The 25,855-nt window shown below is 48.7% G+C and carries 19 protein-coding genes; 2 read left to right on the forward strand and 17 right to left on the reverse strand.

Annotation, left to right across the window (positions count from 1 at the left end; translation table 11 throughout):
* From ACF8PK_RS07010 to ACF8PK_RS07070, 13 genes are all read right to left on the reverse strand, one after another.
* The coding region (locus tag ACF8PK_RS07010; protein ID WP_392440636.1) for a tyrosine-type recombinase/integrase at positions 1–948 on the reverse strand (948 nt) is incomplete at its 3' end.
* Positions 949–1,299: 351 nt separating this feature from the next.
* The gene (locus ACF8PK_RS07015) at positions 1,300–2,298 is read right to left on the reverse strand and encodes a hypothetical protein (RefSeq protein ID WP_392440637.1); all 999 of its coding nucleotides are present in this window, start codon (positions 2,296–2,298) and stop codon (positions 1,300–1,302) included.
* Between the two features lie 2 nt (positions 2,299–2,300).
* A complete protein-coding gene (locus tag ACF8PK_RS07020) occupies positions 2,301–4,064 on the reverse strand; it encodes a restriction endonuclease subunit S (protein ID WP_392440638.1) in 1,764 nt (587 codons plus the stop codon).
* Positions 4,064–5,554: an N-6 DNA methylase gene (locus ACF8PK_RS07025; RefSeq protein WP_392440639.1), complete on the reverse strand. Its 1,491-nt coding sequence runs from the start codon at positions 5,552–5,554 to the stop codon at positions 4,064–4,066. The genes ACF8PK_RS07020 and ACF8PK_RS07025 overlap by 1 nt, the downstream gene beginning before the upstream one ends.
* A gap of 140 nt (positions 5,555–5,694) precedes the next feature.
* On the reverse strand, positions 5,695–7,020 hold the full coding sequence (locus ACF8PK_RS07030; protein WP_392440640.1) for an MATE family Na+-driven efflux transporter: 1,326 nt from the start codon (positions 7,018–7,020) through the stop codon (positions 5,695–5,697).
* Between the two features lie 3 nt (positions 7,021–7,023).
* A complete protein-coding gene (locus tag ACF8PK_RS07035; protein WP_392440641.1) occupies positions 7,024–8,310 on the reverse strand; it encodes a hypothetical protein in 1,287 nt (428 codons plus the stop codon).
* A gap of 56 nt (positions 8,311–8,366) precedes the next feature.
* Positions 8,367–10,811 (reverse strand): EcoAI/FtnUII family type I restriction enzme subunit R, encoded by a 2,445-nt coding sequence (hsdR, locus tag ACF8PK_RS07040; RefSeq protein ID WP_392440642.1) that lies wholly within the window; start codon positions 10,809–10,811, stop codon positions 8,367–8,369.
* A 444-nt stretch (positions 10,812–11,255) separates the two neighbouring features.
* Positions 11,256–12,314, reverse strand: a complete 1,059-nt coding sequence (gene fbpC, locus ACF8PK_RS07045; protein ID WP_172562025.1) for a ferric ABC transporter ATP-binding protein — start codon at positions 12,312–12,314, stop codon at positions 11,256–11,258.
* A gap of 11 nt (positions 12,315–12,325) precedes the next feature.
* Positions 12,326–14,422: an ABC transporter permease gene (locus tag ACF8PK_RS07050; protein ID WP_392440643.1), complete on the reverse strand. Its 2,097-nt coding sequence runs from the start codon at positions 14,420–14,422 to the stop codon at positions 12,326–12,328.
* A gap of 104 nt (positions 14,423–14,526) precedes the next feature.
* Positions 14,527–15,561, reverse strand: coding sequence for an ABC transporter substrate-binding protein (locus ACF8PK_RS07055; RefSeq protein WP_055466317.1), 1,035 nt, complete (start codon positions 15,559–15,561; stop codon positions 14,527–14,529).
* 106 nt (positions 15,562–15,667) lie between these two features.
* Positions 15,668–16,987, reverse strand: coding sequence for an MFS transporter family glucose-6-phosphate receptor UhpC (uhpC, locus tag ACF8PK_RS07060; RefSeq protein WP_032081798.1), 1,320 nt, complete (start codon positions 16,985–16,987; stop codon positions 15,668–15,670).
* 92 nt (positions 16,988–17,079) lie between these two features.
* Positions 17,080–18,645, reverse strand: coding sequence for a signal transduction histidine-protein kinase/phosphatase UhpB (uhpB, locus tag ACF8PK_RS07065; protein ID WP_238772238.1), 1,566 nt, complete (start codon positions 18,643–18,645; stop codon positions 17,080–17,082).
* Positions 18,646–18,647: 2 nt separating this feature from the next.
* Positions 18,648–19,274, reverse strand: a complete 627-nt coding sequence (locus ACF8PK_RS07070) for a response regulator transcription factor (protein ID WP_055466320.1) — start codon at positions 19,272–19,274, stop codon at positions 18,648–18,650.
* Positions 19,275–19,554: 280 nt separating this feature from the next.
* On the opposite strand from ACF8PK_RS07070, the gene ACF8PK_RS07075 reads away from it, so the two are divergent.
* The gene (locus ACF8PK_RS07075; protein WP_392440644.1) at positions 19,555–21,819 is read left to right on the forward strand and encodes a penicillin acylase family protein; all 2,265 of its coding nucleotides are present in this window, start codon (positions 19,555–19,557) and stop codon (positions 21,817–21,819) included.
* An 81-nt stretch (positions 21,820–21,900) separates the two neighbouring features.
* On the opposite strand, the gene ACF8PK_RS07080 is transcribed toward ACF8PK_RS07075, so the two are convergent.
* From ACF8PK_RS07080 to ACF8PK_RS07090, 3 genes are all read right to left on the reverse strand, one after another.
* Entirely contained in the window at positions 21,901–22,602 is a 702-nt protein-coding gene (locus tag ACF8PK_RS07080; protein WP_392440645.1) for a recombinase family protein, read from the reverse strand.
* Positions 22,603–22,826: 224 nt separating this feature from the next.
* Complete coding sequence (locus ACF8PK_RS07085) at positions 22,827–23,447, reverse strand: LysE family translocator (RefSeq protein WP_014205428.1); 621 nt, start codon at positions 23,445–23,447, stop codon at positions 22,827–22,829.
* 319 nt (positions 23,448–23,766) lie between these two features.
* Positions 23,767–24,201: a thioesterase family protein gene (locus tag ACF8PK_RS07090; protein WP_158107184.1), complete on the reverse strand. Its 435-nt coding sequence runs from the start codon at positions 24,199–24,201 to the stop codon at positions 23,767–23,769.
* A gap of 173 nt (positions 24,202–24,374) precedes the next feature.
* Between ACF8PK_RS07090 and ACF8PK_RS07095 the strand changes: the two genes are divergently transcribed.
* On the forward strand, positions 24,375–25,133 hold the full coding sequence (locus tag ACF8PK_RS07095; RefSeq protein WP_392440646.1) for a ferredoxin--NADP reductase: 759 nt from the start codon (positions 24,375–24,377) through the stop codon (positions 25,131–25,133).
* Positions 25,134–25,182: 49 nt separating this feature from the next.
* On the opposite strand, the gene ACF8PK_RS07100 is transcribed toward ACF8PK_RS07095, so the two are convergent.
* Complete coding sequence (locus ACF8PK_RS07100; RefSeq protein WP_392440647.1) at positions 25,183–25,854, reverse strand: lysophospholipid acyltransferase family protein; 672 nt, start codon at positions 25,852–25,854, stop codon at positions 25,183–25,185.
* Position 25,855 lies beyond the last annotated feature (1 nt).

Genomic DNA, 25,855 nt, shown 5'->3' on the forward strand with positions numbered 1-25,855 from the left:
CGTTTGTTCTCTGATTTCTTCTAGTATTTGGATTGCAGAGTTAGTCAGAGGAAGCATGTGATTTTTCTTTGTTTTTTGGAAAGCTTCGCTGACAAGAACAGTTTTTTGATCAAAATTTATGTGCGACCATTTGATCGTTACCACTTCGTGAGGTCGTTGCCCTCCCAAGTAAAAACAAAGCCTTAGCACTTGTCTGGTTTGGTATGCAAGGTTTAAATCATCAAATCTATGTTCCATGTCATAAAGTAATTGGGTTACTTCATTCCAAGATAGGAAGTGTGAACCAATTTTTTCAGGTTGTTTTGGTATTTTCGATATCGGATTGTGGTCAAGAGCGAATTTGGTTTCTCTTTTTCTGAATTTAGGGTTATTTTCGTACCCTAAAGCGAAGTTGAATGCCGCATGCAGAATGGAGCGAATTTTATTACTCTTGTCCACAAATCCTTCTTCAATTGGGATTGCTAATATGTCCAAAAAATCTTCAGTTTCAAAATCTTTCGCTTTTCGATGTATGTCGAGATGAGGGAACACATTTTTCACTATGAGCTGATATTCGTCTTCGTGACTACGATTTCCATTATCTTGTTTGTTCTGCTTATGGAACTCAATAAGTTGCTCAAAGGTGCCTAATTGATCTTTTTCACGTTCTGCTGTTTTCTTCTCTTCAGACTGCCTTTCTAGCTCATTTTTTGGATCTAATCCTTTAGAGAGCATTTCACTGTACTCGTTAGCTAGATCACGTGCTTTAGATAAAGTTAGAGCAGGGAACTTACCCAAAGCGATGAAAACTTCTTTCTTCTCTTTATGGTATTTGAACTTGAAGATCTTAGAACCTGCGGGAGTTACTTGAACAGTTAAGCGCCCAGTTCCTCTTTCGCCTGTACTATCTGGTTTATAGTAAGCAGTTTTTTTTGCAGGAAATGCTTCTATCTCTTTTACAGTTAACATATTAGTTACCTTGAATGAACTGCTATTAGCTAAACTTCGTAGTCGGCTATGTAGTCGGGTTACTGTTTAGTCTAGTGTAGCCAAATGTAACTATAAGTGATACTGTTATCTTATTGATTGTCATTAACTCGTTGATTTTAAATGGCAATGTAACTTTAGGTAATTGTGTGTAATCCTGTGACTACATCACTTCTAAGGATGTGGTCGTAGGTTCGAATCCTACAGGGCGTGCCATTTATTCTATAAGGCCTGACAGCTTATGAAGTTGTCAGGCCTTTGTCGTTTTGAGGATTTATAGCCGCCTCTTTTCAAACACACACTGATCCGCACCATTAGTGTCTCATGCAGGTATCATCGACTAACTTTTTCTATAACCATGCCACTTTGCTCTGCAAAGTGAATCAATCGAGTGATATTGCTGAGGCTCCACTGGTTGGTGATGGCTATCACCTCGTCGTTAGGCAGCGTAATCAGCGCGTCTTCATCGCTGTGGAAACGGCGAATTCTACCTTGAGGGATTTCATCCGCTAGGATGGCAATGCGTCGTCTTACTGGTTCGTTAAATGCGTTGAGCACATCATTCAAGCTTTGTGGCTGATGCTTCTCAATCCAGTCCGTGACTAACGCTAGCGCGAGGTGACGCTTTTTATAGGTATTACCGTTATAGCGGTACTCCGAGTAATCTTTTTCGCCTTTTTGAACGCTTGTGCGCTGCTCAGCACGCTTCTCGCGGAACTTCACCTGGTACTCTTCCACTTCTGGAACAGGGATGATCTGCTCAGCATTGATCAGTACATCTTCTTTGTAGCGATAGGGCGTGAGGCGCACACAACTGATATCGATGCCTTTGTCACGCAACCACAAGACAGAAGTGGTGAGTTCTTTACCGAAGTCTGCTGAGGCTAAAACGATTCGAACATCATTACCAAAGTCATCCAAGCTGTTTTCATCGAGATCGACAAACTCCAGAATGGCTTCGCGGGCCTCAATCTCTTGGCCTTCTTTCTTCAGGTATTGTGCATAGTAGTCACAGGCTTTATCGAACGTTATGGTAGAGATCATTGCGGCATAGCGCAGCGCTTGCAGCTCCATATGCGCACCGACATCATCACGCTTAAGCTCGATGACGACTAAGTTGGCATTTTTATCGATGGCTAGAAGGTCTATACGGCGACGACTGTCTTCCCAGTCTGAAAACTCCTCTGATATCACCAAACAATCAGGCGCGATGGCATCAATACAGCCTTTCAGCGCTTCTTGTAGATCGTGCCGCTCTTGCAGCCCTTCGGCTGCAAAGGTGGTCGGTGTGAGTGCGGTGAGGTTTTTGTTGGCGATATTGTATAGACTCATCGTTATACTGCTCGCTCAACAATTGCATCGGTGAGGTGTAATTGGGTGATTTGAGACTCTCGAAGTCTGACTTTTAAGCGCTCACATATACTGAGCAAGTCACTAACTTTTTCTGTGATACGGACTTGTTCATTTAGAGGAGGAAGCGGTAAGTGCATTTCACCAACATCACTCAACCTAAAGCTATTTTTAATACCTCGTTGTGGAGCATCAAACTGATATTTAGCTAGTGGAGACCTCATAAAATCAGGGAAGTATTTTCCTTGGCATTCTGGCATAAATCGTAATAAGCACGTATGTTGGTTTATGTATGCTTCACCAAACTCTTCAGGAATTAATCCCAAGTTACCGACATCACCTGTTATGGAAATTAATAGATCTCGCGCCTCCAATTTAGTTCGAGAGCCTTCGCCCCCTTTAGGTGGGCGTACAAACCTTAAATTGTCTAAACGCAGCTCGTAGCTGCCTCGGGATAAATTGCCCATGGTGACAAATAGAGCACCAGAGTCAGAGTAATATTTAGCCCAATCTCGAGAACCCGATGTAGTAAATAGAGCTACATCTTGAATTCGACACCACTCCCACCCATTAGGAAGTTCAAACGGCTTTTCATCTTCAGCAATCGGCGGTAGCGCCTTTTGCTTTTTGATTTTCTTCTCTTTGACTAACTGTGCTTTTTCTTCCGCTATTCTTTTCAGTAACTCAGCAGCAGGTTCATCGCTTGGATCTTGTGGAACCAACTTACCCATCACTGCCAGTTGTAGGATGGTTTGCTTAAGCTGATCGATGCTTTCTTCAGTGGTGAACAAGGTATCGAAATGTTTGCTGATTCGCGCCCAGTTTTGCATTAACTCGTCAGCATCGGCAGAGTTGGTGAGTGTGTCCAACAGAGTTGTTACCAGCATTCGATGCGCTTCGATACTGGCTTCGGTTTGTTGCTCTAGCTGGTCGCAGAGCGCCATTAGCTCATCGACTTTGGCGACGATACGGTGTTGTTCGGATATTGGAGGAATTGGCATTACAAAACCTCTAAGCTTACCTAACGATACAAATGGTTGAACACCGCCTGTCGATTGCTTCTTCATTATCTCAGCAGCATACTTCAAGAAGTAATTTAAGAAGTTTGGAGAAGAATCTTTAGGATTGTAATACTTGAAAAGCCCCACGTTTTTAATGCTAAATTCAATATCTGTATCCACTATTACAGGGTTACCAATACTGCCAATCATAGCAAATAAGATATCCCCCCTATCAACGCGAGAACGTTCTATGACCTTCAAGTGATCTTCTTTCGAAATTAATGTTGCTGTCGAAAGATCTAGCTTACCTGATGATAAGTTTTTACTCGTTACTAATGGGTATCCTTTACTAGTTGGCTTGGGGCTATCATGAGTACCATCACGAACATCATATATGTCTTCTAAGCGAGCATAACTCCAATTTTCAGGTACAGAGAAATAGATTTCCTCTTGAGTAATCTCAGGCTGTTTACGGTTTTTCTTTATTTTTTTATCTTTAATAAGCTGCGCTTTGTCTCGCGCAATACGCTCAAGCAACACCGAAGCAGGCTCATCATTCGGATCTTGAGGAACAAGCTTGCCTCGCACCGCTAACTCTAAGATCAGCTCACGCAGCTTCTTAACACCATAAAGCTCTAGCTTTTTGCTGCTGCCACGACCAGAGGTCGATTTGGTCTTTACTGCTGACGTCCAAATATCAATATGCTCGGTGATTAGCTTATTCATCGGAGATTGGTCGACTGCCATTATTGCTCTCCACCTTGCTTTTTACCTTGAATGGTAGAGCTAAGCGCATCACCGAGAATGCCTTTCAGTTGGTCACGCAGTGCTTTAATGTCTTGTTGCTGCTGCTGAAAGCTCGCTAGTAATTCTTCAGGATCATGGCTGACGACTTCGTCCTGATACGGGTTTTTAATATCAAGGTTAAAGTTGCGCTCGATTATATCTTCAATCGACACTTTCCAAGCTTGCTTGGTCTCGATGCGGCTAGCGAATCCATCGGCCTCATTACCCCACCAATCGATCTCTTGCTGGAACTCTTCAAACTTCATTGGTTTGGTTTTGCTGTAGTTCTTCACGCCTTCTGGGTAAGGGTGCTCATAGAACCACACTTCTTTGGTCGGTTGGCCTTTGGTAAAGAACAGAATGTTGGTCTTAATACCTGTGTATGGGTTGAACACGCCATTAGGTAAGCGAACAATCGTGTGCAGGTTACACTCTTCCGTTAGCATCTTTTTGATTTTGGTTTTTACACCTTCACCAAACAAGGTGCCATCAGGTAATACCACACCAGCGCGACCCTCTTTATCCAATACTTCGACAATAAGTTGCAAAAAAAGGTCAGCCGTTTCACGAGTCTGCATTTCGGCTGGGAAGTTCTTTTCAATCCCGTCTTCTTCTGTGCCGCCAAACGGTGGGTTAGTTGCAATCACATTGATATTGCTGTCCCAGTTTGAAAGCGGCTTGTTAAGCGTGTTGCCGTGCTTGATCTGCACAGGGACTTCGATGCCGTGAAGCATCATATTGGTGATACACAGCAAATGTGGCAGTTGTTTCTTCTCTACACCATGGATTTGTTTTTGCAGCGTTTGGTGGTCGGCCGTGCTTGTCACGTAGTTCTCTTTGACGTGATCGAACGCGCAAGCCAAGAAACCGCCCGTACCGCAGGCGGGATCCATAATTTGTTCGCCTAGCTTTGGATCCAGTCTGTTGACGATAAAACGAGTCACCGCGCGAGGGGTGTAGAACTCACCCGCATTACCTGCGCTTTGTAGGTCACGGAGGATTTGCTCGTAGATGTCACCGAACAGGTGGCGTTCTTTAGAGTCAGTAAAGTCGATCTCGTTGAGCTTGTTAATCACTTGGCGCAGCAGTGTGCCATTTTTCATGTAGTTGAAAGCATCACTAAAGGCTTCTTTCACCACAAAACCACGAGGATTGGTGTCTTTCGGTGCAGTTAGGTTTTTTAAACCAGGGAATAGGTCATCATTGACGAATTCCAGCAGTTCATCACCTGTAATGCCTTGGTTATCTGCCGCCCAGTTTCGCCATAAGTATTTTGCTGTGATGGGTTCGCGGTAATCATCCTGCTCGAACTCTAACTCTTCTTCTTGAGCATCAAACACTTTTAGGAATAAAAGCCACGACATTTGGCCTAAACGCTGCGCGTCACCATCAACACCTGCATCTTTACGCATGATGTCTTGAATAGACTTGATCACTGAACTGATTGACATAAAGTTCTACTACTAACTGACTGAAAAAATTGGGGCAGATTATAGCACTGCTACGTTAGTGTGAGTACTGAAAAGGGGAGAGGCGGAGCCCAATAACGATGGAGGTTAGTGGGCATTTATATCTATGAGAACTATATAAATTAATGGCTTACGGGTTGTTGATTCATATTCACTTTGCTCCGTAAGGCAAGGTACAACACCCAAGTGATGAACGCATCAGCAGTAATGCCCAAGCCGAACATTATGGCGATTCGTTCAAGCGTAGGGACAAAGACACCGATTTGATAAAGCACATAAGCACAACCGTAAAATAAGGTGTTTACGATAAGTGATTGATACAACATTAAATCCGTGCGTCCAATACCATAAAAGTAACTGTCGATGACATTGTTTAAGCTGAAAATGACATAGAACGCAACCATTAGCCAAACTAGACTGGTGATTGATTCTGGGTTCTCTATCCCCATGACATTGGCGATAAAGCTGTTCCAAAGCGGTGCGGTGAGCATCCAAACAGCAATGATTCCTAACGTGATCCAAAGGTAGCTATTGACTCGCTCAGATGTTAATCCATCATTCGTCGCGGCATCTTGCTTGACCAGTTGTCCTAATGTCAAAACGGGAAGGAGTAACCAACCCCAAATGAATTGATTCGCAACCCAGAACGTTCCCGCTTGTTGTACTTGGTTGATAAGCTGAAGAATCATGACAATAAAGGCAGTATTACGAACGAGCGACTCAAGCCCTGACTTCCATCCAATCTTTGCCCATTCTTTAAGCCACTGCGATTGATCTCTTCTAGAAAACTTGAAGCTCAGCGTGATCCCTGATTTAGATAAATAAATCAGGGCAAACAGCGCGAGAAGACTATTGACTACGATATTACTCAGCGCAATACCATTCACGCCTAACTGAAGGGAATAGGCGAATTGACTAACAAAGACGCTGTCACAAAGGATTGTCATGAGCGTTTGTACTACTAGAAGTCCATACAACGCCTTGCGTTCATTTTTTAGGACGAGAACCAAAGACAAAAAAGCATAGACGCTGGAAAGTAGAATAGCGGCAGATTCCAATCGAATGTATTGGATCGTTTGGGTCAATAATTCAGCCTGTTGCTGCATAGCATCTACAAAATTCGGGGCTAGCCACAATACCATTAAGGTCACCACAAAGTAGCAAATTAAGGTAACCAAAAGAGATAGGCTGGCTCGTTCGCGAAAAGCTTCATTACTATGAATCACTCTGCCTAGAATAAATGCTAGAGGGATAAGTAATGCTTCGCTGAGGACTTCATATCCTACATTTAGCCATGCAACTTGTGCTGCAATGCTAAAAGTCCATGGGCTAGGGATGCTGCCCAAGAAATGGATTCGTGTAGTTGAGTAGATTAATGGTATTAAGCTTGTCAGAATCAGCACTAGCCACAGTTGGTAGTTGATTGTTTTTATTTGATGATGTTTCAATTTTTAAGCCTTGTTATCTTCACTAGGGATCTCGTGGAGAAAGCAACTCTCCACAGAGAAATAGCCATTACTTTTAATCAGTTGTTTCTTTCTAAGCCGTTCGAACAGTGTGATGAGGTACTGATAAAGCTCAGTATATTGCGCTGTACTGATATGAGTTGCTGAGCAGTTAAATACTTGCCATGGGAAATTAATCAATGTTATAGCGGCATGTTTGGGAAGGTAGTTGTGTTTAAACTCACTTAGCAATAAATGTTCTAGCTGAACACAATAGTGCTGGATGATAGCGCAGTGAAAGTGGTACTTGTAACTGTCGTTGTTAGCGATAAGGTTCGGTAAGGAGCAAAATAAAAAGTAAACCTGAGCGGCCAACTCTTTGGCTTGCTTTCGCTCGCTTGTATGTGTTTTGGTAACGGCGTCTAATTGTTCTGCAAGACCAAGCTCACCCTTTAAAATAGTGAAATGAACGTTGTAGATTTGTGATTCACGATAATAAAGAGAAATGTCAGACAGCGATTGGCCTACAACGATTTCTATCAGCAAACGGTCTTGTGTCCTAAGAGTGATTTTCGACCCCAAAATATCGGTATGAGCCAATTGTTCACCGAACAATCTGAGGAGTCTTTCATGCCAACTCTGAACCGAAATCGATGACTGAATAAATAAATCGATATCGGAGCGCTTTGTTAACTGATTAGCCCCCAAGCTTCCGTAAAGTAGCGCTGTAGATGCGCTTGTATCTGTGCTCAATACTTTATTCAGCTTACTGACCCAAGTGTGTTGAGATAATGGAAAGGCCGCCCAGAAGGCATCAAAGTTATCAGAAAAGTCAAAACAGTAAGACTGCCAAATCTGTCTTTGCCAGTGAGTTTCTAGTGCTGTCGGCATGACTTTATCTTTCAAAAATATAATAGCTTCATCAACAGCTTGCAGTTTTTTGTAGGACGATGGGTAAGGGGTTTCTGAGTATTTCTCGTCGTTAATTGAATTGATGCTCTGCTCAATATCTCTAGTGCAACAGATTGATATACCTGTTTTCCTATCTAATTGATTGGTGAGAAGGTTCGCTGTTTGACCGTATCCAGTAAATTCAACAATCGCGTTTTCCTGTTGCTTAACCGCTGCAAGGAAGTATTCACAAGCAAGTTGCTCACCTTGCTCGGTTCCATCGCCAAAGCGAATTCGATACTCATCTAAAGATAAATAAGGGAACTCAGGCAAACGTCTTTGTATTTGTTGGCTTAAGGTTGTTTTGCCTGAATTTAGGTTACCAAAAATATAGATATGCATTGTGACTTGGTGTCGTTAACCAAGCTAAAGAATCCCTAGCTTGGTTTAAATGGTGATTAAGCTGATTGATATATTTCAGCTTCCAACTCAGTAATCGCTTCTAAATACTGCGCTTTGCCGCCAAAGCACTTTTTGACGATCTCAGCAGGGCGTCCCATCTCGTCAAAAGGCTTAACTTTGAGTACATGAATATTCTCAAGCTCTTGAACGCCTTCATCTGCGTACTTGTCCAGTAGGTTGTTCAACACCTGCTGAGCCGTTTCTCCGTACTTAGTGAAGTAGTTGCGCTTTTTGACGTTGTCAGCGCGTTCTTTTCTGGTGAGTGCTGGTTGGTCATACACGACATGACAAATCATGTCGAATGGGTCGAGATCTTTGCCGACTTCCAGCTCTAATGCTTCCCAGATGATGCCTTCCTCTGCCAGTTCATCAATGATTGCTTGCTTTTTATCGGCATCTTGCCAGCGCTTAACAAAGTCATCCATCGAGGTGAACTGTTTTGCCATCGTCTTACGGGTGTAGTCTTTGAACGATTCGGTTACGAGTTTACCGTCGGAATCGTAGTATTGAACACGTTCGGCAATGGCTTTCACCGTTACACCGTTGACATGGAACTTTCTCACTCGGTTTTCATCCTGCCAATCATCATCGGAATTGCCACCGTCAGAAGGAGATGAACCTGAGTCGTATGGAGCTTCTGGTTCATGGATGCTTTCAGGGTCGATATCTTCCCCTTCAAATGGATCGTCTTGTTCAAGCTCATCCTCATCATCGATGATCTCATCGAGTCCTTCATCGGTATCGAAGTCTTCTGGTTTTGTCTCTTTAACTCGCTCAGGGACACCATCAAAGCGCTCATCCGCGAACAGTTCAGTTGCCTTTTTGAAGTCGAGAATGGTAAACCAGAGCTTTCCGTAACGATCATCAATACGAGTACCACGACCGATGATCTGCTTAAACTTGGTCATCGACTGAATGCCCTGGTCAAGAACAACCAGTTTGCAAGTTTTTGCATCGACACCGGTTGTCATGAGTTCTGAGGTGGTCGCGATAACAGGGTAAGCCTTTTTGGGGGTGATGAAGTTATCAAGCTGAGCTTTGCCGATTTCATCATCACCAGTAATTTTCATTACGTATTTTTCATTCTTAGCAACTTGCTCAGGATTGCAATTGATTAGCGCCCGACGCATACGCTCTGCATGGTCAATGTCATTACAGAACACAATGGTCTTCGCCATAGGGTCGGTGCGCTTGAGATAACTGGTGATGGTTTGTGCAACAAGCTCTGTGCGTTCATCAATGACCATGGTTCTGTCGAAGTCTTTCTGGTTATAGATCCTGTCTTCGATGACTTCACCATGTTTATCGACTTGCCCTTTGGTTGGTCGCCAACCTTGTAAATCTACATCGATATCGACACGCACAACTTTGTAAGGGGCTAAGAAACCGTCTTCAATGCCTTGCTTTAGAGAGTAGGTGTAAAGAGCATCGCCAAAGTATTCGGTATTAGAAACGATATCGGTTTCTTTCGGTGTTGCGGTTAGCCCGATTTGCGTTGCTGAACCGAAATATTCAAGAACCTCACGCCATGCGCTGTCCTCAGCGGCACTGCCACGGTGACACTCATCAACAACAATGAGATCGAAGAAATCAGGATCGACCTGTTTGTATGCTTTTTGGTGCTCTTCTGGCCCAGTCAGCGCTTGATATAAAGCGAGATGGATTTCGTAAGCTGGATCGACTGTTCGCCCTGTGACTTTGGTCATAGCGGTACCAAACGGTTGGAAATCGTTAGTCTTAGTTTGATCGACCAGAATGTTTCTGTCCGCTAGAAATAGGATGCGTTTTTTGGCTCGGGACTTCCACAGTCGCCAAATAATCTGGAATGCAGTGTAAGTTTTGCCCGTACCTGTTGCCATAACCAGCAGTACACGGTTTTGTCCTGCGGCTACCGCTTCTACGGTTTTGTTTATCGCTTGTAGCTGATAGTAGCGCGGAGACTTTCCGCTACCGTCATCATGATAATCTTGAGTAATGACGGGAAGGTGCTCGGTTTTGTAACCTTTCCAAACGCAGTACTTGTCCCATAGTTGCTGAGGTGTTGGAAAGTCTTCAAGTCGAATTTCAGTTTCGAGTTGAGCTGTGTTGGTTTTGTCGTGGAAGATAAAACCGTCACCATTTGAGGCAAAGATAAAAGGGACTTCAAGTAAGCTGGCGTAATCTAGGCCTTGTTGCATACCTTTGCCGATTTCATGCTTATTCGCTTTTGCTTCGACAACCGCTAGAGGCATGCTCGGTTTATGGTAAAGAACAATGTCTGCCGATTTGACCTTTTTCCTCGCTGCTGCCTGACCACGAACAATGACTTTACCATCACGTAGTTTTACTTCTTGACGAATCTGCGACATATCATCCCATCCCGCACCTTTGATAGCAGGAAGAATGAATTTTGTGATGATGTCGGTTTCAGATAGCTTTGATTTATTGATTGTCGATTCCATGCGATTAGCCAGCTCTGTACAAATGCATTTCATGACTATACCAAAGGATGCATAAAAGCAGAAAAGATACTGACTTATCAGTGATGTGGGTGGTGTTTCTCCAGAACAGCAGCAGGAACTTTACAAGTAGAAATCGACACTGCGAGAGCAAGGTAGTTGTTCGTAAAAAAGCTCAAGAGCTTAAGCTTCTTTTAATCCAAAGTCAGGGCGATCTTTGGATTAAAGATCTGTCACTTCACAATCGAGAATTCAAGCTATCTGGTAGAGCTTTTCAACATTCTCAGCACAGAGAATGATAGAGGTGTAATGCAGATGAATGATCTCGATGGCATACCAAAACTCGTTTCTAAACGAGGATTGTTTATGTTTCAGTATGGTAGGGACGGCTAAGCATGAAAGAGAAACCCCACCGAAGTGGGGTTGATTTGGTTTGCCGACAATGAACTAAACCTCGTCGGCAGGGAGCAAGAACAGCCCTCTCGGGTTGAACTCGAGATAAGCGTGTTTGGTCAGTTCATCGCGAAATTGGGCTGAGTTGAGTTGCAGCAGCAGTTCCTGATCGTGCCATTTGACTGTGACTTCATACATTGAACCCATGTACGCGTATTTGAGCACTTCACATGCTTGGCTGTTTTCGCCTTGCGTATTCAGGGTAATGGCTTCCGGGCGAACACCAATCTGATATTCTCCCTTCGTTTTGCCTTGCGTCGCCTCTGGGTCGGCATCGATCGCGTAACCATGAATGTGAATACGCTCGCCGTCGAAATGGCCCTGAAACAGGTTCGCTTCACCCATAAAGTTCGCCATAAACATCGATTTCGGCGACTTGTAGAGCTCTTGCGGCGAGCCAATCTGCATGATCTCCCCGCTTTTCATCACGATCACCGTATCCGATACCGCAAAGGCTTCAGCCTGATCGTGCGTGACATACAGCGAGGTAATGTCGAAACGTTGTTGCAACTCGCGAATGGTTTCACGCATGCTGCGGCGTAGGTTAGCGTCTAGGTTACTCAACGGCTCGTCAAACAACAGCACTTTGGGTTTGAGTACCAGAGCGCGGGCGAGGGCAACGCGTTGCTGCTGGCCACCGGAGATCTGATCGACAAAGCGCTCACCCATGCCTTCTAGGTCGACGATTTTCAACGCTTCATCGACCCGCTGGCGAATTTCTTCGGCCGGGAGTTTGAGCATTTTTAGCCCATATGCCACGTTCTCATACAAGGACATATGCGGGAAAAGGGCGTACGACTGAAACACCATACAGATGTCGCGCTGCTGAATGGAACGTTCCGTCACATCTTCACCGTCGATAAAGATTTGGCCGCTGGTGGGCTTTTCCAGTCCTGCCACCAAACGCAGTACAGTTGTTTTACCGCAACCCGACGGACCGAGCAGGGTCACCAGGCTGCCTTTCTTAATTTCCAAATCCAGATGACCGATCACGGTATTGTTACCGAATCGCTTGCAGATGTTTTTCAGTACAACGAAGTTTTGTTTTTCCATGGTGACATCTCCTAGGAATCTTGGTTGGTGGCTTTGGAGCGGGAAATACGAGCTTCACCGACCAATAAATCAAACAACAGAATGATGGCTAACATCACCACAATCAGGACAGAGCCATACGCAATGGCGATCCCGTATTCGCCATCTTCGACGCGGTTCAGAATGTACGACGTGGCAACACGGGTTTCCGGGGTAACCAGAAAGATAATCGCGCTCACCGTCGTCATCGCACGCACAAAGCTGTAAACCAGTGTCGACAGAATCGCCGGGCGCAGCAGTGGCAGGATGATGTGACGAATGGTTTGCAGGGAACTGGCGCGCAGGCTCAATGACGCTTCATCGAGTGATTTATCAAGCTGACCAAGTCCGGCGATACCGGAGCGAATGCCCACCGGCACGTTACGCATCACCATCGAGATCACTACAATTGCCGCGGTGCCTGTCAGGTAAATAGGCGCATCGTTAAACGCCAGAATATACGACACCCCCGCCACGGTGCCCGGAACGGCAAAGCAGAGCATGGTTGAGAATTCGATGACCTTTTTGCCGTAGAACTGCTGACGAACTACCACATACGCAATCAGTAAGCCGAACAGGGCGGTGATTGGCGCAGCGACACCTGCGTAAATCATGGTCGTGATCAGTGACGGCCAGGCACCATCAGACATGCCGTTGCCAAATAGGTTGATGTAGTTTTGCAGTGTGAGCGTGTAATCCACCCCCCAGTTCACGGTGAAACTACCAAAGAAGATGCTGCCGTACAGAAGCACGTTAAACACCATCCAGACGTACAGCGTCAAGGTGACGCCCAGTTTGAGTGACGCTGGCATATCCTGCACGTCGCCACGATAGGCTTTGCCGGAAATCGTGACGTAGGAACGTTGCCCAATCCACAGATACTGGACGACAAAGATGGCCAGTGAGAACAGCAGCAGGACAGAACCCAGCGTACTGGCAGAGGCATAATCGAGCTGTGCTCCGGCGATGTAGAAGTAGATTTGGGTCGCCAGAACGTCAAAGCTTCCGCCCAGCACCAACGGGTTACTGAAATCGGCCAGCGACTGCACGAAAATAATCAGAAACGAGTTAGCGAGTGCCGGTTTCAAAAGCGGAATAATGATGCCAAAGAATGTCTGATAACGGTTGGCTTTCAGCGTGTAAGACGCCTCTTCCAGTGACGGATGGAGGGATTTGAGGGCACCATCCAGAATCATGAACGACATTGGCGCAAAGGCGAGAACCTGAGCCAGCCAAATGCCGGTAAAGCCGTATAACCAGTTGGTTTTTTGCAGCCCGAACCAGTCCACCATCAATTCCGTGATGTAACCCGAGCGACCCAGCATTAAGGTCACGCCGAGTCCGACGATGAACGGCGGTGTCACGATGGGCAGAATGGAAAACACGCGGGCAATAAACGCCGACCGTTTGGCGATGCGCGTGGTGTAAATGGCGAAGATCAAACCAAAGAACGTCGCACCCACCCCCACCGCAATACCCAGAACGATGGAGTTGCGGATCACCGACAGGGTATGAGATTGCGAGAGAATCTCCATAAATTGCCACGCGGTCCATTGGCCCATCTCATCTTTGAACATCGGCAGAAAAATCGCGATGCTTGGAAAAATAATGAAAATGGCAATCAGCAAAATAATGCTGATGAGCGACCCAATCACAAAATGGTCGCCGCCCAAATATTCAAGGCGGGCGAAAGCCGTGGTCATGACAGCGCCAAGCGCAATAAACAGCAAGATGGTGGAATAACCCAACCCCTGATGCGTCAGCCAGGAGCTGATCAGTATCACCAGCATGCACAGCGCGGAATAGCCGATATCCAGATAATGGCGGGCTTTGTGCTGGCGTCCTGCGGGTTGCAGTGGGCGAACAATCAGAAACAGAGGCAGGCTGAACCAGAGCCAGGAAATGTTGACAGAGCTCCAGCCCATCGCGTCGTAAAACTCGTCTGCGGTCGATTCAAATAGACCATAGTCCAAAGCAAAGGATGGCAGAAGGATAAAGCTAAACACCATCACGCCAAGCCAGTAAAAAACGGCATCGATGCGCCGTGGCTGGCTGGTCGTGAGGTTCAAAGCCTGAATTCGCTCGTTCATGTTGGAACCTTTTTTTGAGCTGCACTCAGCCTGCCCGCCAGAACCAGCAGACTGAGTGTCAGGTGAGGAAAACCGTCAGAGGACGGTCAGAAAGAACCGATGGATTAGTTGCCCATCTTGACGTCGTTCACCCATTTGGTGATCAAACGCTTACGCTCATCGGAAGAACCGTAGGTTTCCATGTCGTAATTAATCAGTTTGAGGTCTTTCGGATTGAGGGCATTCGGCGATTGCTCTGCCAAGGTGTTGGTCAGAATTTGGAACGATTCGCCTTGTTGCCATGCCAGTTCCTGACCTTCTTTCGATAGCACCCAGTCAACGAACAGTTTGGCATTGTCTTGGTTACGGGCACCTTTGATAATGCTCACACCGCCAATTTCGTAGCCAGTGCCTTCACAAGGAGAAATCAGCTCCAGTGGTGCACCTTTGGCTTGCTCAAGCGAATAGTCATGAAGGAAGCCAATGCCGATGGCGATTTCGCCGCGTGCAGCATTACGTGACGGAGTCACGCCTGATTTGGTGTACTGAGAGACGTTTTTGTCGAGTTGTTTGAAGTATTCAAAGGCTGTTGGCTCGTCCCAAAGCTGAATGAAGGTGGCCAGCGCGGTGTAGGCTGTGCCTGAACTTTGTGGATCAGCAATCTGAATTTCGCCCTGATACTCCGGTTTGGTCAGATCGCTCCAGCAGCGAGGGACCGGAATGCCTTTTTCTGCCAGACGCTCGGTGTTAACACCAAAGCCCAGAATGCCCATGTAGACGGCGGATGAGTAGTTCCCTTTGCGTTTGGCTGGATCGCGGAAGTTGGTCATGATGTTATCAAGCTGAGGAGACTGATAGGCTTGCAGCAAGTCCATTTCACCCGCTTGAGATTGAGGGTCGAGTGTGCCGCCGTACCAGACATCGGCACGAGGGTTATTTTTCTCAGCATCGATTTTAGCCAGCGTGCTGCCTGAGCCGTTGCGAACAAAGGATGTTTTCACATCATATTTGTCGGCAAACGCTTTGGTTTCCGCTTCACACATGGCGTTGGTGGCGCTGCAGTAGACAACCAGACGCCCGGCAGCCTGAGCAGTAGGCGCAGCCATCACCGAACCGAGGATACTTAGTGCGAGCAGCGTACGTTTTGCGTTAACAATCATTGGGTTTTCCCTCTTGTTTATGCCTGCCAGAATCCCCGGTCAGGCAAAAACGCCAATCAGGTCACCAAGCGAAGCATTGTCACGTTGTTGGATGGTAGAGTTTTCATCATATTGGTAGCTCATCGTCCGAATTCGGTTGTTGAGCTTTTATAAACGGCAGCAGTTGCAAACTGATCACGGCTGCTGCCGCGGTAATCAAACAGAAAAAGCCTTCCCAGCCCCAATGCTCGATAGCCAGAGACATCGGGTAACTCGCCAGTGCGGCGCCCAGATAACTGAACAAGCCGATAAATCCGGTGGCGGTGCCTGCCAGGTCTTTTCTGGCACATTCGGCAGCGGCCATGCCGATCATCATTTGTGGGCCGAAGACGAAAAAGCCGATACAGAAAAAACATCCGGCCAGAAAGCCAATGTGGTCGACGGGGGTCAGCCACAGCGCCGCGACCGAAGCAAAAATGCCTAATGCAAAAATCAAATTCATTGGCGCGCGGTTACCATGGAAATATCGGTCCGAACCCCATCCGCCAAACAGCGAGCCCAGAAATCCGCCTACTTCAAACATCGAAACGGCACTGTTGGCGCTCAGCACATCAAAGGAATGGCGCTCAACCAGATACAGCGCGCCCCAATCGTTAATCGCGATGCGCACGACATACACCAGCAGATAAGATCCACACAGCAGCCAGATGTAGCGATTGGTCAGTACATAGCGATACACCGCAACATTAAAGGGCAGGCCTTGCCCTTCCTTTTCATGTTCGAGTTCCAGTGCGTCGTTGCGCCATTGTCCGACCGAGGGTAATCCCATTTCAGTCGGCTTTTCCTGAATGCGATAGCAGAGCCAGATGCCAACCAGTACTGCCACACAGCCGGGCACGATAAACCCGTAACGCCAGCCAAAATTCAGGCTGATAAAGCCAATCGCAACCGGGATCAGCGCGCCACTCAAGTTGTGGCAGGTATTCCAGATGGACCACCAGAAGCCCCGCTCACTGCGCGAGTACCAACTGGTCAGGATCTTGGCACAGGCCGGCCAGCCCCAACCCTGAAAGAACGCGTTGACTGTCCACAGTAACGTAAACGCCAACAAGGATGAACTGAAGCCAAAGGCGATATTGACGATGCCGGTAGCCAGCAAACCCAGCCCCATAAAGTAGCGTGAGCGCGAATGGTCTATCATCAGCCCGGACACAAACTTGGAGACGCCGTAAGTGAGGTAAAACAGGGTGCCTAACAGACCAAGATCGGAATAGTCGAGGCCTAAATCTGTCAGCATGCCCGGCAGCGCGAAGTTGAAGCTTTTACGGGTCAGGTAAAAGACGGCGTATCCGACATACATGGAAACCATCAATTGAATGCGCCAGTAGCGGTAAGCCTGATTGGTGTCCATGTTTGTGCTGTTGTTGAGTGTCGGCACAATCTTCATGCTTGTTTGTCCTTGTTGAATCTGATCCTAGAGAGAAGGAGCAGGAAAAACATGAGAAGGAGTTGTATTCATCTAGGAAATATTCCTAGTTTTTAGTCCGTAGGTGATGATTTTGTGGGCAGGTTAACAATTATGCGCGTACCGCCCGTAGGCGAAGATGGCGTGGTGACGTTGAGACTGCCACCCAGCGCGGACACCCGCTCAGCCAATCCTTTCAGACCCTGACCACGAATGCGCCAGTCCGCTGGCAGGCCAACGCCGTCGTCTTTCACTTCTAATACCATATCGCTGCCGGGGAACAGGCTGATGTTAACAGTGCGTGCTTTGGCGTGTTTGGAGACGTTGTTGAGCAGCTCCTGCACGATGCGAAACAGCGTCACGCTGGTGGTATCGTCGAGTTTTTGCGGATCCACGCCAATATTAAGGCCAACCTGAATGCCTTGTTCGCTGAAACGCATCTCTTGGATCAACTGCCGAATGGCATGTTCCAGCCCAAGCTCATCAAGGATATGGGGTCGCAACTGCTTTAACAGTTGACGGGTGGAGCGGTGGATTCGCATCGCCAGAGACTGAATAGTTGAGGCGGCGTTCCGGGCCTGTTCATCTTCGGCCAGCCGCTGTGCCAGCATGGATTGGATCTGTATCGCGGTGATGTTCTGACCGATTTCATCGTGCAGTTCTCTGGCTACCGATTTGCGAATTTGTTCCTCGACGGAAACCAGTTGGCGAGCCAGATGCTGTTTTTCTTCCAGTTCCCGTGCCAGCCGGAGGTTGACCTTCTGCACCAGCAGGGCCAACTGATGCTGACGACTGATTGCGATCCCCAGTCCCAGACCAACCAACGCCTGGCTAGACATGAAAATCAGCAGCTCCTGATCGGAGTCAAATGAGCCGCTGATCTGACGTGCAGTGGCGAGCAGGATGCAGTTCAAGCTGCTCGCCAGTACACCCCCTTGCCAGCCATAACGGTAGGCCATGAATATGGTTGGCAACATGATGATCAGCAGCGCAAATGGCTTCATTTGATCCAGCAGAGTCAGTTCAGCCAGCAACCCTAAGGCGAAGAAAAACAGGCTCCAGACCAGCATTTTCGGCTTCAGTTTTACATCCTGATGGATGAGTTGCGGTGTCAGGGGCGACCAGGTCTGATGGCGCAGGTAGTCAGCAACCAGATAGAGAAACGGCGTCAACACGATTCCGCCAGTCAGCGATGCGACCGTGACGGCGGTGATGGTGTCGGCGTTGATGCGAAGTGGCTTACCGAGCAGCACGAACGTCAGTCCGGTGGCTGCGCTGTGTACGATGACCAGCGCGACAATCAACAGCAGTTTTTGCCAATAGAGAGTGAGGTGTTGCCAGCGCTTGCGGGCAAAAGAGGTCGCAAACCAGGCGACAAACGGCATCAGCAACAACACCGAATCCGCCTCGGTGGGCAGATACACCAGAATCGCACCCGCCAGTAGCAGATCGCTGAGGATCAGTACCCAGAGGTAAGCGGGCTTCACCAGCAGATAAACCGCCAATCTCAGGCCCGTGGGAAATAAGAGATACGCGTGCAGTGGGGCTTGACTCAGATATTGGCTGATGTTCCACAAACTGAACTGACTGATGCTGTAGAGCAGAAAGCTGAAGGTCAGCGTAAACACGAGTCCCGGCATACTTAGCCTTCCGCTAGCAAATGGTGCTGTATGGCAAAACGAATCAGATCGACATTATTGGTCAGGTTGAGTTTGCTGAGGATGTTTGCACGGTGCACATGCACCGTTTTGTGGCTGAGAAACAGCGCCTGCGCAATCTCTTTAACCTCTTTGCCTTGTATCAGCTGATCAAACACTTCCAACTCGCGCTTGGTCAGATCGGCCAGCACATTGTTGATGTCCGGGTTGCTGAGATTGACCAACGCATCGGCGCACAAATAGCGCTTGCCTGCCGCCACGGTGCGGATGGCGCTCGCCAGTTCACTCGGGCCACACCGTTTAGACAGATAGCCTTGAGCGCCGGCATCGAGCGCCTTTTTAACAAAAGAGGCGGAATCGTAGATGCTGAGAATGATGGCTTTGAACGCCGGATCGTGCTGGCGAAGCCTTTCCAACAGACTCAAACCATTTTCGTCCGGCATCGAGATGTCGATGACCGCCACATCCACAGGCATTTGAGTTAATCCGCGAAAGGCGTCGCTGGCGCTGTCAAATTCGCCGGCAACAGCAATGTCTTGCTCCAGATTCAGTAACTGAGCGAATCCGGAACGTACGATGGTATGGTCGTCAATCAGAGCTATTTTTATCATTGTGGTTTATTTATGAAGCTTTTGTGAACACTCTCAGTAATGATTGGCAGTCTATCGAGTATTGCGTTGCGTTATCGAGAGGTACTGCACAGCGCGATTATTTGCCTATTCGTGTTGTGCAACCTACGGGCTTTCCCTCTCGCCCAGTCTCTTAGTGAAAAGCGTACTCAACAAAGCACTGAAAGTTGATCTGCACAGGGGATTTTGTGTAAATGATATGTGTTATCATTCTCGTTAAATTTTCTAAGACAATTCAATACGACAGGCAGGCTTTAACGGTATGAATCAACACGAATGGGATCAGGTCAACATTCGTTGGACGGATCATGATGTTCCGCACATCGAAGCGCAGAATTATGCAAGTTTGGGTTTTGGCTACGGTTACGTGCATGCGCGCGACCGCTTGTGTGAACTCTCCGGGCAGGTGATCACCTTGCGAGGTGAGCGCTCAAAACATTATGGTGCGGAGCGTTTCTCCACCATCGGTTTTCTCAAAACCACCAACCTGAATTCCGATCTGATGTTTCGTTTACGTCTGCCGCCTGAGTGGGTCGAAAATGAACTGGCAAAACTCGGCACGCAAACACGTGAGTACGTGCAAGGCTACGTGCGCGGATTGAATCATTATGTGGATCAGATGCCGACAGAGGAGAAACAGCGTTGGCGCGCCGATGAGCCACTGGTGACCTTTACCGAGCAAGACGTGGTGAGGGCCGCGATGCGTTTTGGCATCATGAAAGAGCTGGTTGAAATTGGCCCGCACCTTGTTTCGTCGGCGCAGCAATGGCGTGCGGAATCTGCACCTGACACGGCTGATTCACCGCATGCGATACCGGTTGAAGTGGAAGGCGGCTTTGGCAGTAACGCCTGGGCATTTGGTGGCGATGTTGTCGCCGGAGACCGTGCTATATTGCTTGGCAACCCCCATTCGGCCTGGAAAAGAACGCCGCATCAGCAACGCATTTACATGCATCAGTACCATTTGACTATTCCCGGCGAGCTAGACGTCGCAGGCACGTCATTTCTTGGTTTTCCGCTCCCGATGACTGGCTATAACGCCGATGTGGCGTGGAGCATTTTAGATGCGGCGTCGGTGACGCCGTTTGTGCTGCAGAAAATGGCGATTCATACCTCAGGCAAGACACTGAGCTATCGAGTCGATGGTGAAAACCGTCCATTATCGGTTCGCGCCGTGGCGGTCGAGGTGTTAGAAGCATCCGGCGAGATTGCGACACGCCATTATGAGTTCCTTGAATCAGAACTCGGGGTGCTCTATTACCTGCCGCACCGCGCGGGTAAACCGCAAGGTTGGTATGCCATCACCAACCCCGGAGAGCAGAATGCGCGCGGGCTGGATCAGTTTCTGGCAGCGGCGAAAACTACGTCGACCCGAGACTTTGTTGCGGCCATCGAATCGCAGCGGGGGATTTTGTGCCAGTTGGTGGTGGCCGACCGCCACGGCGAGGTGGCTTATGTGGTCGCGGGCAACGTGCCGCCGCTGAATGATGACGCCATGGCCCAGCGCCATGTTGGCGATGCGGAATCGGCGTTTAATGTGCTGGATGGTACGCGCTCCGATGCTTTTTTGCGTGGCAGCGATGGCCGACCATTGCTGGCGCCAGCGTCGTTTTACCCGACGGTCATCTCGCGCGGTATCATTCAAAACACCAACAACAGCTATAAGTTTTCTGAATACAGGGCCGTTCAACCGGACTTTCCGTCGGTATTTGGCCAGCACAAAGCGGCGTATCAAGTCGGGAAACACATTGCCGCCGGGCTGCGTTATGACCCAAGGTTGATCATGTCAACGCGCCGACTGGATGAGCTTACGGCCAAAGGTTCCATCACGCCAGACAAGGTGTTGCCGATCATCTTTGATAACCGCAACTACGCCGCAGAAACGTTTCTTGATCAGATCTTAAGCGTTGGACGCGTTTCTGCTTCCGCCGCGGTGTGCCACGCGTGCGAAGTGCTGAGTCGATGGGATCGCAAGAACAATGCGACCAGCCAAGGCGCGCTGTTATTCCATCTATTCTGGAACCGTATGGTGCAACTCAATGTGTTGAACGTCCCCAGCAGTGGCGATCCGACACTGGGCTCTCAATTGGATACCCGTGAGGCGAATGGACCGGTCATCACACAGGCGTTAGCCGATGCCGTTGATGAACTGAATGCGTTGGGATTTGCGCTCGATACCGCGTGGGGCGAGGCGCTGTTTGAGACGGCGGATAAAACCAAAATCGCCTTGCATGGCGGCTCGTATCAAGAAGGGCTCCTCAATGGCGAAATGCCCGCTCCGCTTGAACAAAACGGTTTTCCGCATATTTTGTTTGGCAGTGCGTATATCCAGTTGGCGACGTGGGATGAGCAGGGCATCACCGTCCAAGGCATCCTCAGCCACGGCCAGCGGGATGGCGTTGAATCTCTGGGCAGAACAACGCAATTGCAGCAGTTTGCCCATAAACAACTGCACGACATCCCCTTTACCGCAGCGCAACTCGACGCGGCAACGTTCACCGCAACTGCGTCGCTGCGGATGAGTTAGTGCTCCATCTTCGAATGATTTGATTCAAATAAAAAACGGCACCATCAGGCGCCGTTTGGTTTCCTGACGTTTGTCGGGATCTTATGCTTCGCTGTCCGTTGGGCGGCCTCGGTGTCCACGACCTTCACCACGGTGATCACCGCGATGCATCCCATGACGGTGGCGGCCATGACCGCGGCGACGCAGCGCGCCTTCGTCATCGTGTTCGCTCACTCGGCTTTTGACGCGCTTCACCGTCGACAGGCTGCAATCGCAGATTTGTGCGACTTCTTCCAGAGTTTTGCCTTCTAGCAGCAGGCCTGCGATTTTCATGTGTTTCTCTTTGTTGGCCGGACGGCCGCGGAATTTCTCTTTCCACGCGCGGTCATCTTCGCGCAGGGCGCGGCGGCCCATTTCTGCGGCGTGTAAGCGATGGCGCGTGTCCGCTTGTCCATACCCTTCCAGCACCAGTGCAATTGCCGCTGCGGTTTCGCTGCCCGGAGTCACTGTCATGGCGGGTTTGGTGGTTTTGAGTGTGACGTTTTTCTCCATCAGCAGTTGCAATACGTGTTGGCACTGCTGGAAATCTTTGCTGATGCTGCTCAGCCAGTTGACGGCCAGTGTGTCGCCGCTTTGCAGTGTGTCGACTAAGGCAACAAAGTCTGGACGTTCCATGGCTGGCATACGGCCGCGAGCGGAATCTTCAATGTGTGTAGCGTCGGGGAAGGCTGCTATGAGCGCTTCCATATCTTGCTGAAAATCTGGGTTGCGGGGTGAAAAGCGCGAGTAGGTATAGATAGTCATTTCATCACCTTTTGGTTTATTTGATGTTATGGCTCATAAATATACGCGCTTGAATTCTGTTGTAAACACCAAATGAACCAATTGGGTTTTCGATTGAGTGCCAATTTTTACATTACTTGTTGAATTTAATGGGGATTGTTAGGAGTGTAAAGCCATGTAAAGAAAGCGGCGCAAGGCCGCTTTGATAGGTCATAAATTATAAAGGACCGTTTAGCTCACAACGTTTAGCTGACAAAGAGCCAAATGCCTACCGCCATCATCAGGGAACCGGAAACGCGATTCATCACACGGACGTTTTGCGATTTGCCCAAGGCGCGTTTTAACCCTTTACCGCCAGTGGCGTAGAGCGTCATGCAGACAAATTCGGACACCATGATGATCGACACGAGGAAAATTAATTGCGGTGTCAGGCTGGCCGATTGATCGATAAATGGCGGTAGTAGCGAAATCATAAATGCCCAGCCTTTCGGGTTGGCGATTGCGGTGACAAAGCCCTGAACAATTAAGCCCCAATCGCTGCCCTGATAGTGCGTGTCGGACTCTGAAGTGAGCGCCAATTTGCCTTTGGAGCGCCACATTTGCACGCCAAGATAGAACAGGTAACAGGCACCGACGGTTTTGAAGGCGGTAAACAGCCACGGGTAATTGAGCATGACGGCTGCAATTCCCACCACGGCCGCGACGGCAACCAATGCCACGCCAATCAACTCGCCAATCATCATCCATAGCGTGCGTTTGTAGCCGATGCTCATGCCAAGAGTCAGGGCCAGTGTCATACACATGCCTGGCGTGATTGAGACCAAAAAGAAGGTGGGAATAAACATGCCCAGAAGTGCGGTGTTCATGAAGGGCTCCAAATGAAAAGAGGACGACAAAGGCCAAACAATAAGCGCAGCCGCGTGAATGCGCAATACGATTCACACGCTGGCAACATGAGAATTAGTTATAACCACTATACCCTTCCTACTTGAAGCTGCAGCGGTGTTGGCTGCATTCATTCACCCCAATCACATAGCGTATCTATGCTCATGGGGACTCACTCATTTGCCGCCTACCTGCAACTTCAAGTTGTTTGGGTATATGCCGCCATGGCTCACATCGGCACGAATGCAGTATTTCAGGCTGCCTTGTGGCTAGCAGCCTGCAGGTAGGTGTCGAACCGTATCAGGAAGGCAGATCTTGCAGGGTTTGAATCGCATCAAGAATGCGTTGAGACAACTGCGCTTTGGTGTTGTTTTTAAAATCAAACATCACCACGGTGGCACTGCCGGTGGTGGTCACTTTGCCGAGCTTTTTACTCACGACTTGGTATTCCATCGAGAAACGGTCCGCCTGCACATCGCTCACCCGTGAGCCGACTAGCAGCGTGTCGGGAAAAGTCACCGGGATTTTGTAGCGGCATTGTGTTTCGCTCAGCACGGGCCCTATTTGCGTGATCGCGATGTCTTCCATCAACTGAATATGACGAAAATAATCGATGCGCGCGGTTTCAAAATAACGGAAATAGACCACGTTATTGACGTGCTGTAAGGCATCCATTTCGCCCCATGCCACCGGGATTTCGGTCACGACTGGAAAGTCCTGCAGTAAGTTTTCCATCTTCTTTTATTCCTTGTTTGGGCTGTGATTAGACTAATTATTCTAGCCGTCATCGCATAGAGTTGTCGGTGAGTGTGTTAACAAAACATTAACTTAATAAGTAAGGCAAAAACTTTACTTAATGAGTGAAGGGGCGTAACGTCACTCAAAGATAATCGGTGAGGAGAAACGTCATGAGTCAATTCGCAGGGTTTAACCCCGTACACGTGATCGAACGTATCGACTGGACGCCAGAGCAGTTTTCGTTGCGCGTTCGCGGCGCTGCGTTGCCATTTGCTGCAGGGCAATTTACCAAATTGGGGTTAAGTGATGAGGAGGGAAACCTCGTGAGTCGCGCCTATTCGTTGGTGAATGCGCCAGAGGCTCAAACGGATGAACATGAATTTTTGATTGTGGCGCATCCACAAGGCAAGCTCTCGCCGCGCCTGCAATCACTTCGCGCCGGTGACGCTTTATGGATGGGCGATTCGGCCTACGGCGATCTGATTCAGCCGTCGATCCCTGACTTCACACAAGATCTATGGCTATTGGCAACTGGGACGGGGATTGGCCCATTTCTGTCGCTGCTCGCGGATCAGCGCCTGACCCAACCGAATATCGTATTGGTGCACGGCGTGCGTTATGACCGTGACCGCGTGTATCGCGAAGCGATTCAAACGCTGGTGGAACAGTATCAGGGGCGGTTGCGTTATCACAGCGTGGTGAGCCGAGAAGCGGTAGACGACGCGATGAGCGGACGTATTCCGGCCCTGATTGATTCAGGTGAGCTGCAAACTGTAAGTGAGTTAGAGTTGGCGCCAGAACGCAGCTTTGTAATGATGTGTGGTAATCCGGAGATGATCAAAGACACCGCCAGTACCTTGCGCGACAAAGGGTTGCCGCCATTTCGTCAGGCGACGGGTGGGAACTACATTCACGAACGTTACTGGTAAAGAAAAACGCGGCCATTGCCGCGTTTTACCATTTTACTGTGTTTCCTGCTTATCCCGCTTCCCCATCGAGCGCATCGGCGCTGCCTGTCTGCGTGATGCAGTGCTGCGCGAGTTGCTGATATTGGGTTTGCATGGCGTCGATAAAGTGCTGCGCGCTGGTAAATCCGGTTTGCGGCTTCCCGATCACCACATCGCAGTTAAAAGGCACCAGCATCGCAGTTCCTTTGGGCAGTGAGCGCCCAAGACCTCGCATCACCACCGGAAGCACCGCGACGCCGGAGTGCTCGCGCACTAAATGATAAATGCCTTTTTTCAATCCGCTCATGATCTCCGGCTCCCCGCGGCTGCCCTCGGGGAAAATAATCAGAATTTCATCGTTATTTAATGCCGCATGACAAGCGTCAAAAACGGCGTCGCGCTGGGAAGCAGATGGCGCGCGGCGAATCGGAATGATGCCAATCACATTCAGGGACAACCACGCCACAAAGCGATTGGCGAGAAAGTAATCGGCAGCCGCCACCGGGCGCACGCGATGCACCATATGAATCGGAAACAGCGCCAGCAACACCAAGGTATCGAGATGGCTGTTGTGGTTGGCGGCGATGATCATCGGCCCCTGCTCGGGGAGATTGTGTCGCTGTATGATGTTGAGTCCCAAACCAATAAACACCAGCGGCTTGACGATCAGCAGCACAAACAGCAGTTTGAGTAGTCTTGCCATG

The sequence above is a fragment of the Vibrio sp. CJQ_6 genome (genome assembly GCF_043106745.1).
In the GTDB taxonomy this organism is placed as follows: domain Bacteria; phylum Pseudomonadota; class Gammaproteobacteria; order Enterobacterales; family Vibrionaceae; genus Vibrio; species Vibrio furnissii.

Coding starts and splice junctions, on each gene's coding strand:
- ACF8PK_RS07085 (WP_014205428.1), bottom strand. CDS start 23,447: ATGAACACCGCACTTCTGGGCATGTTTATTCCCACCTTCTTTTTGGTC.
- ACF8PK_RS07015 (WP_392440637.1), bottom strand. CDS start 2,298: ATGAGTCTATACAATATCGCCAACAAAAACCTCACCGCACTCACACCG.
- hsdR (WP_392440642.1), bottom strand. CDS start 10,811: ATGGAATCGACAATCAATAAATCAAAGCTATCTGAAACCGACATCATC.
- uhpB (WP_238772238.1), bottom strand. CDS start 18,645: ATGCCGGGACTCGTGTTTACGCTGACCTTCAGCTTTCTGCTCTACAGC.
- ACF8PK_RS07050 (WP_392440643.1), bottom strand. CDS start 14,422: ATGAACGAGCGAATTCAGGCTTTGAACCTCACGACCAGCCAGCCACGG.
- ACF8PK_RS07075 (WP_392440644.1), top strand. CDS start 19,555: ATGAATCAACACGAATGGGATCAGGTCAACATTCGTTGGACGGATCAT.
- ACF8PK_RS07025 (WP_392440639.1), bottom strand. CDS start 5,554: ATGTCAATCAGTTCAGTGATCAAGTCTATTCAAGACATCATGCGTAAA.
- ACF8PK_RS07055 (WP_055466317.1), bottom strand. CDS start 15,561: ATGATTGTTAACGCAAAACGTACGCTGCTCGCACTAAGTATCCTCGGT.
- ACF8PK_RS07095 (WP_392440646.1), top strand. CDS start 24,375: ATGAGTCAATTCGCAGGGTTTAACCCCGTACACGTGATCGAACGTATC.
- ACF8PK_RS07035 (WP_392440641.1), bottom strand. CDS start 8,310: ATGCATATCTATATTTTTGGTAACCTAAATTCAGGCAAAACAACCTTA.
- ACF8PK_RS07100 (WP_392440647.1), bottom strand. CDS start 25,854: ATGGCAAGACTACTCAAACTGCTGTTTGTGCTGCTGATCGTCAAGCCG.
- ACF8PK_RS07070 (WP_055466320.1), bottom strand. CDS start 19,274: ATGATAAAAATAGCTCTGATTGACGACCATACCATCGTACGTTCCGGA.
- ACF8PK_RS07020 (WP_392440638.1), bottom strand. CDS start 4,064: ATGGCAGTCGACCAATCTCCGATGAATAAGCTAATCACCGAGCATATT.
- uhpC (WP_032081798.1), bottom strand. CDS start 16,987: ATGAAGATTGTGCCGACACTCAACAACAGCACAAACATGGACACCAAT.
- ACF8PK_RS07080 (WP_392440645.1), bottom strand. CDS start 22,602: ATGACTATCTATACCTACTCGCGCTTTTCACCCCGCAACCCAGATTTT.
- fbpC (WP_172562025.1), bottom strand. CDS start 12,314: ATGGAAAAACAAAACTTCGTTGTACTGAAAAACATCTGCAAGCGATTC.
- ACF8PK_RS07090 (WP_158107184.1), bottom strand. CDS start 24,201: ATGGAAAACTTACTGCAGGACTTTCCAGTCGTGACCGAAATCCCGGTG.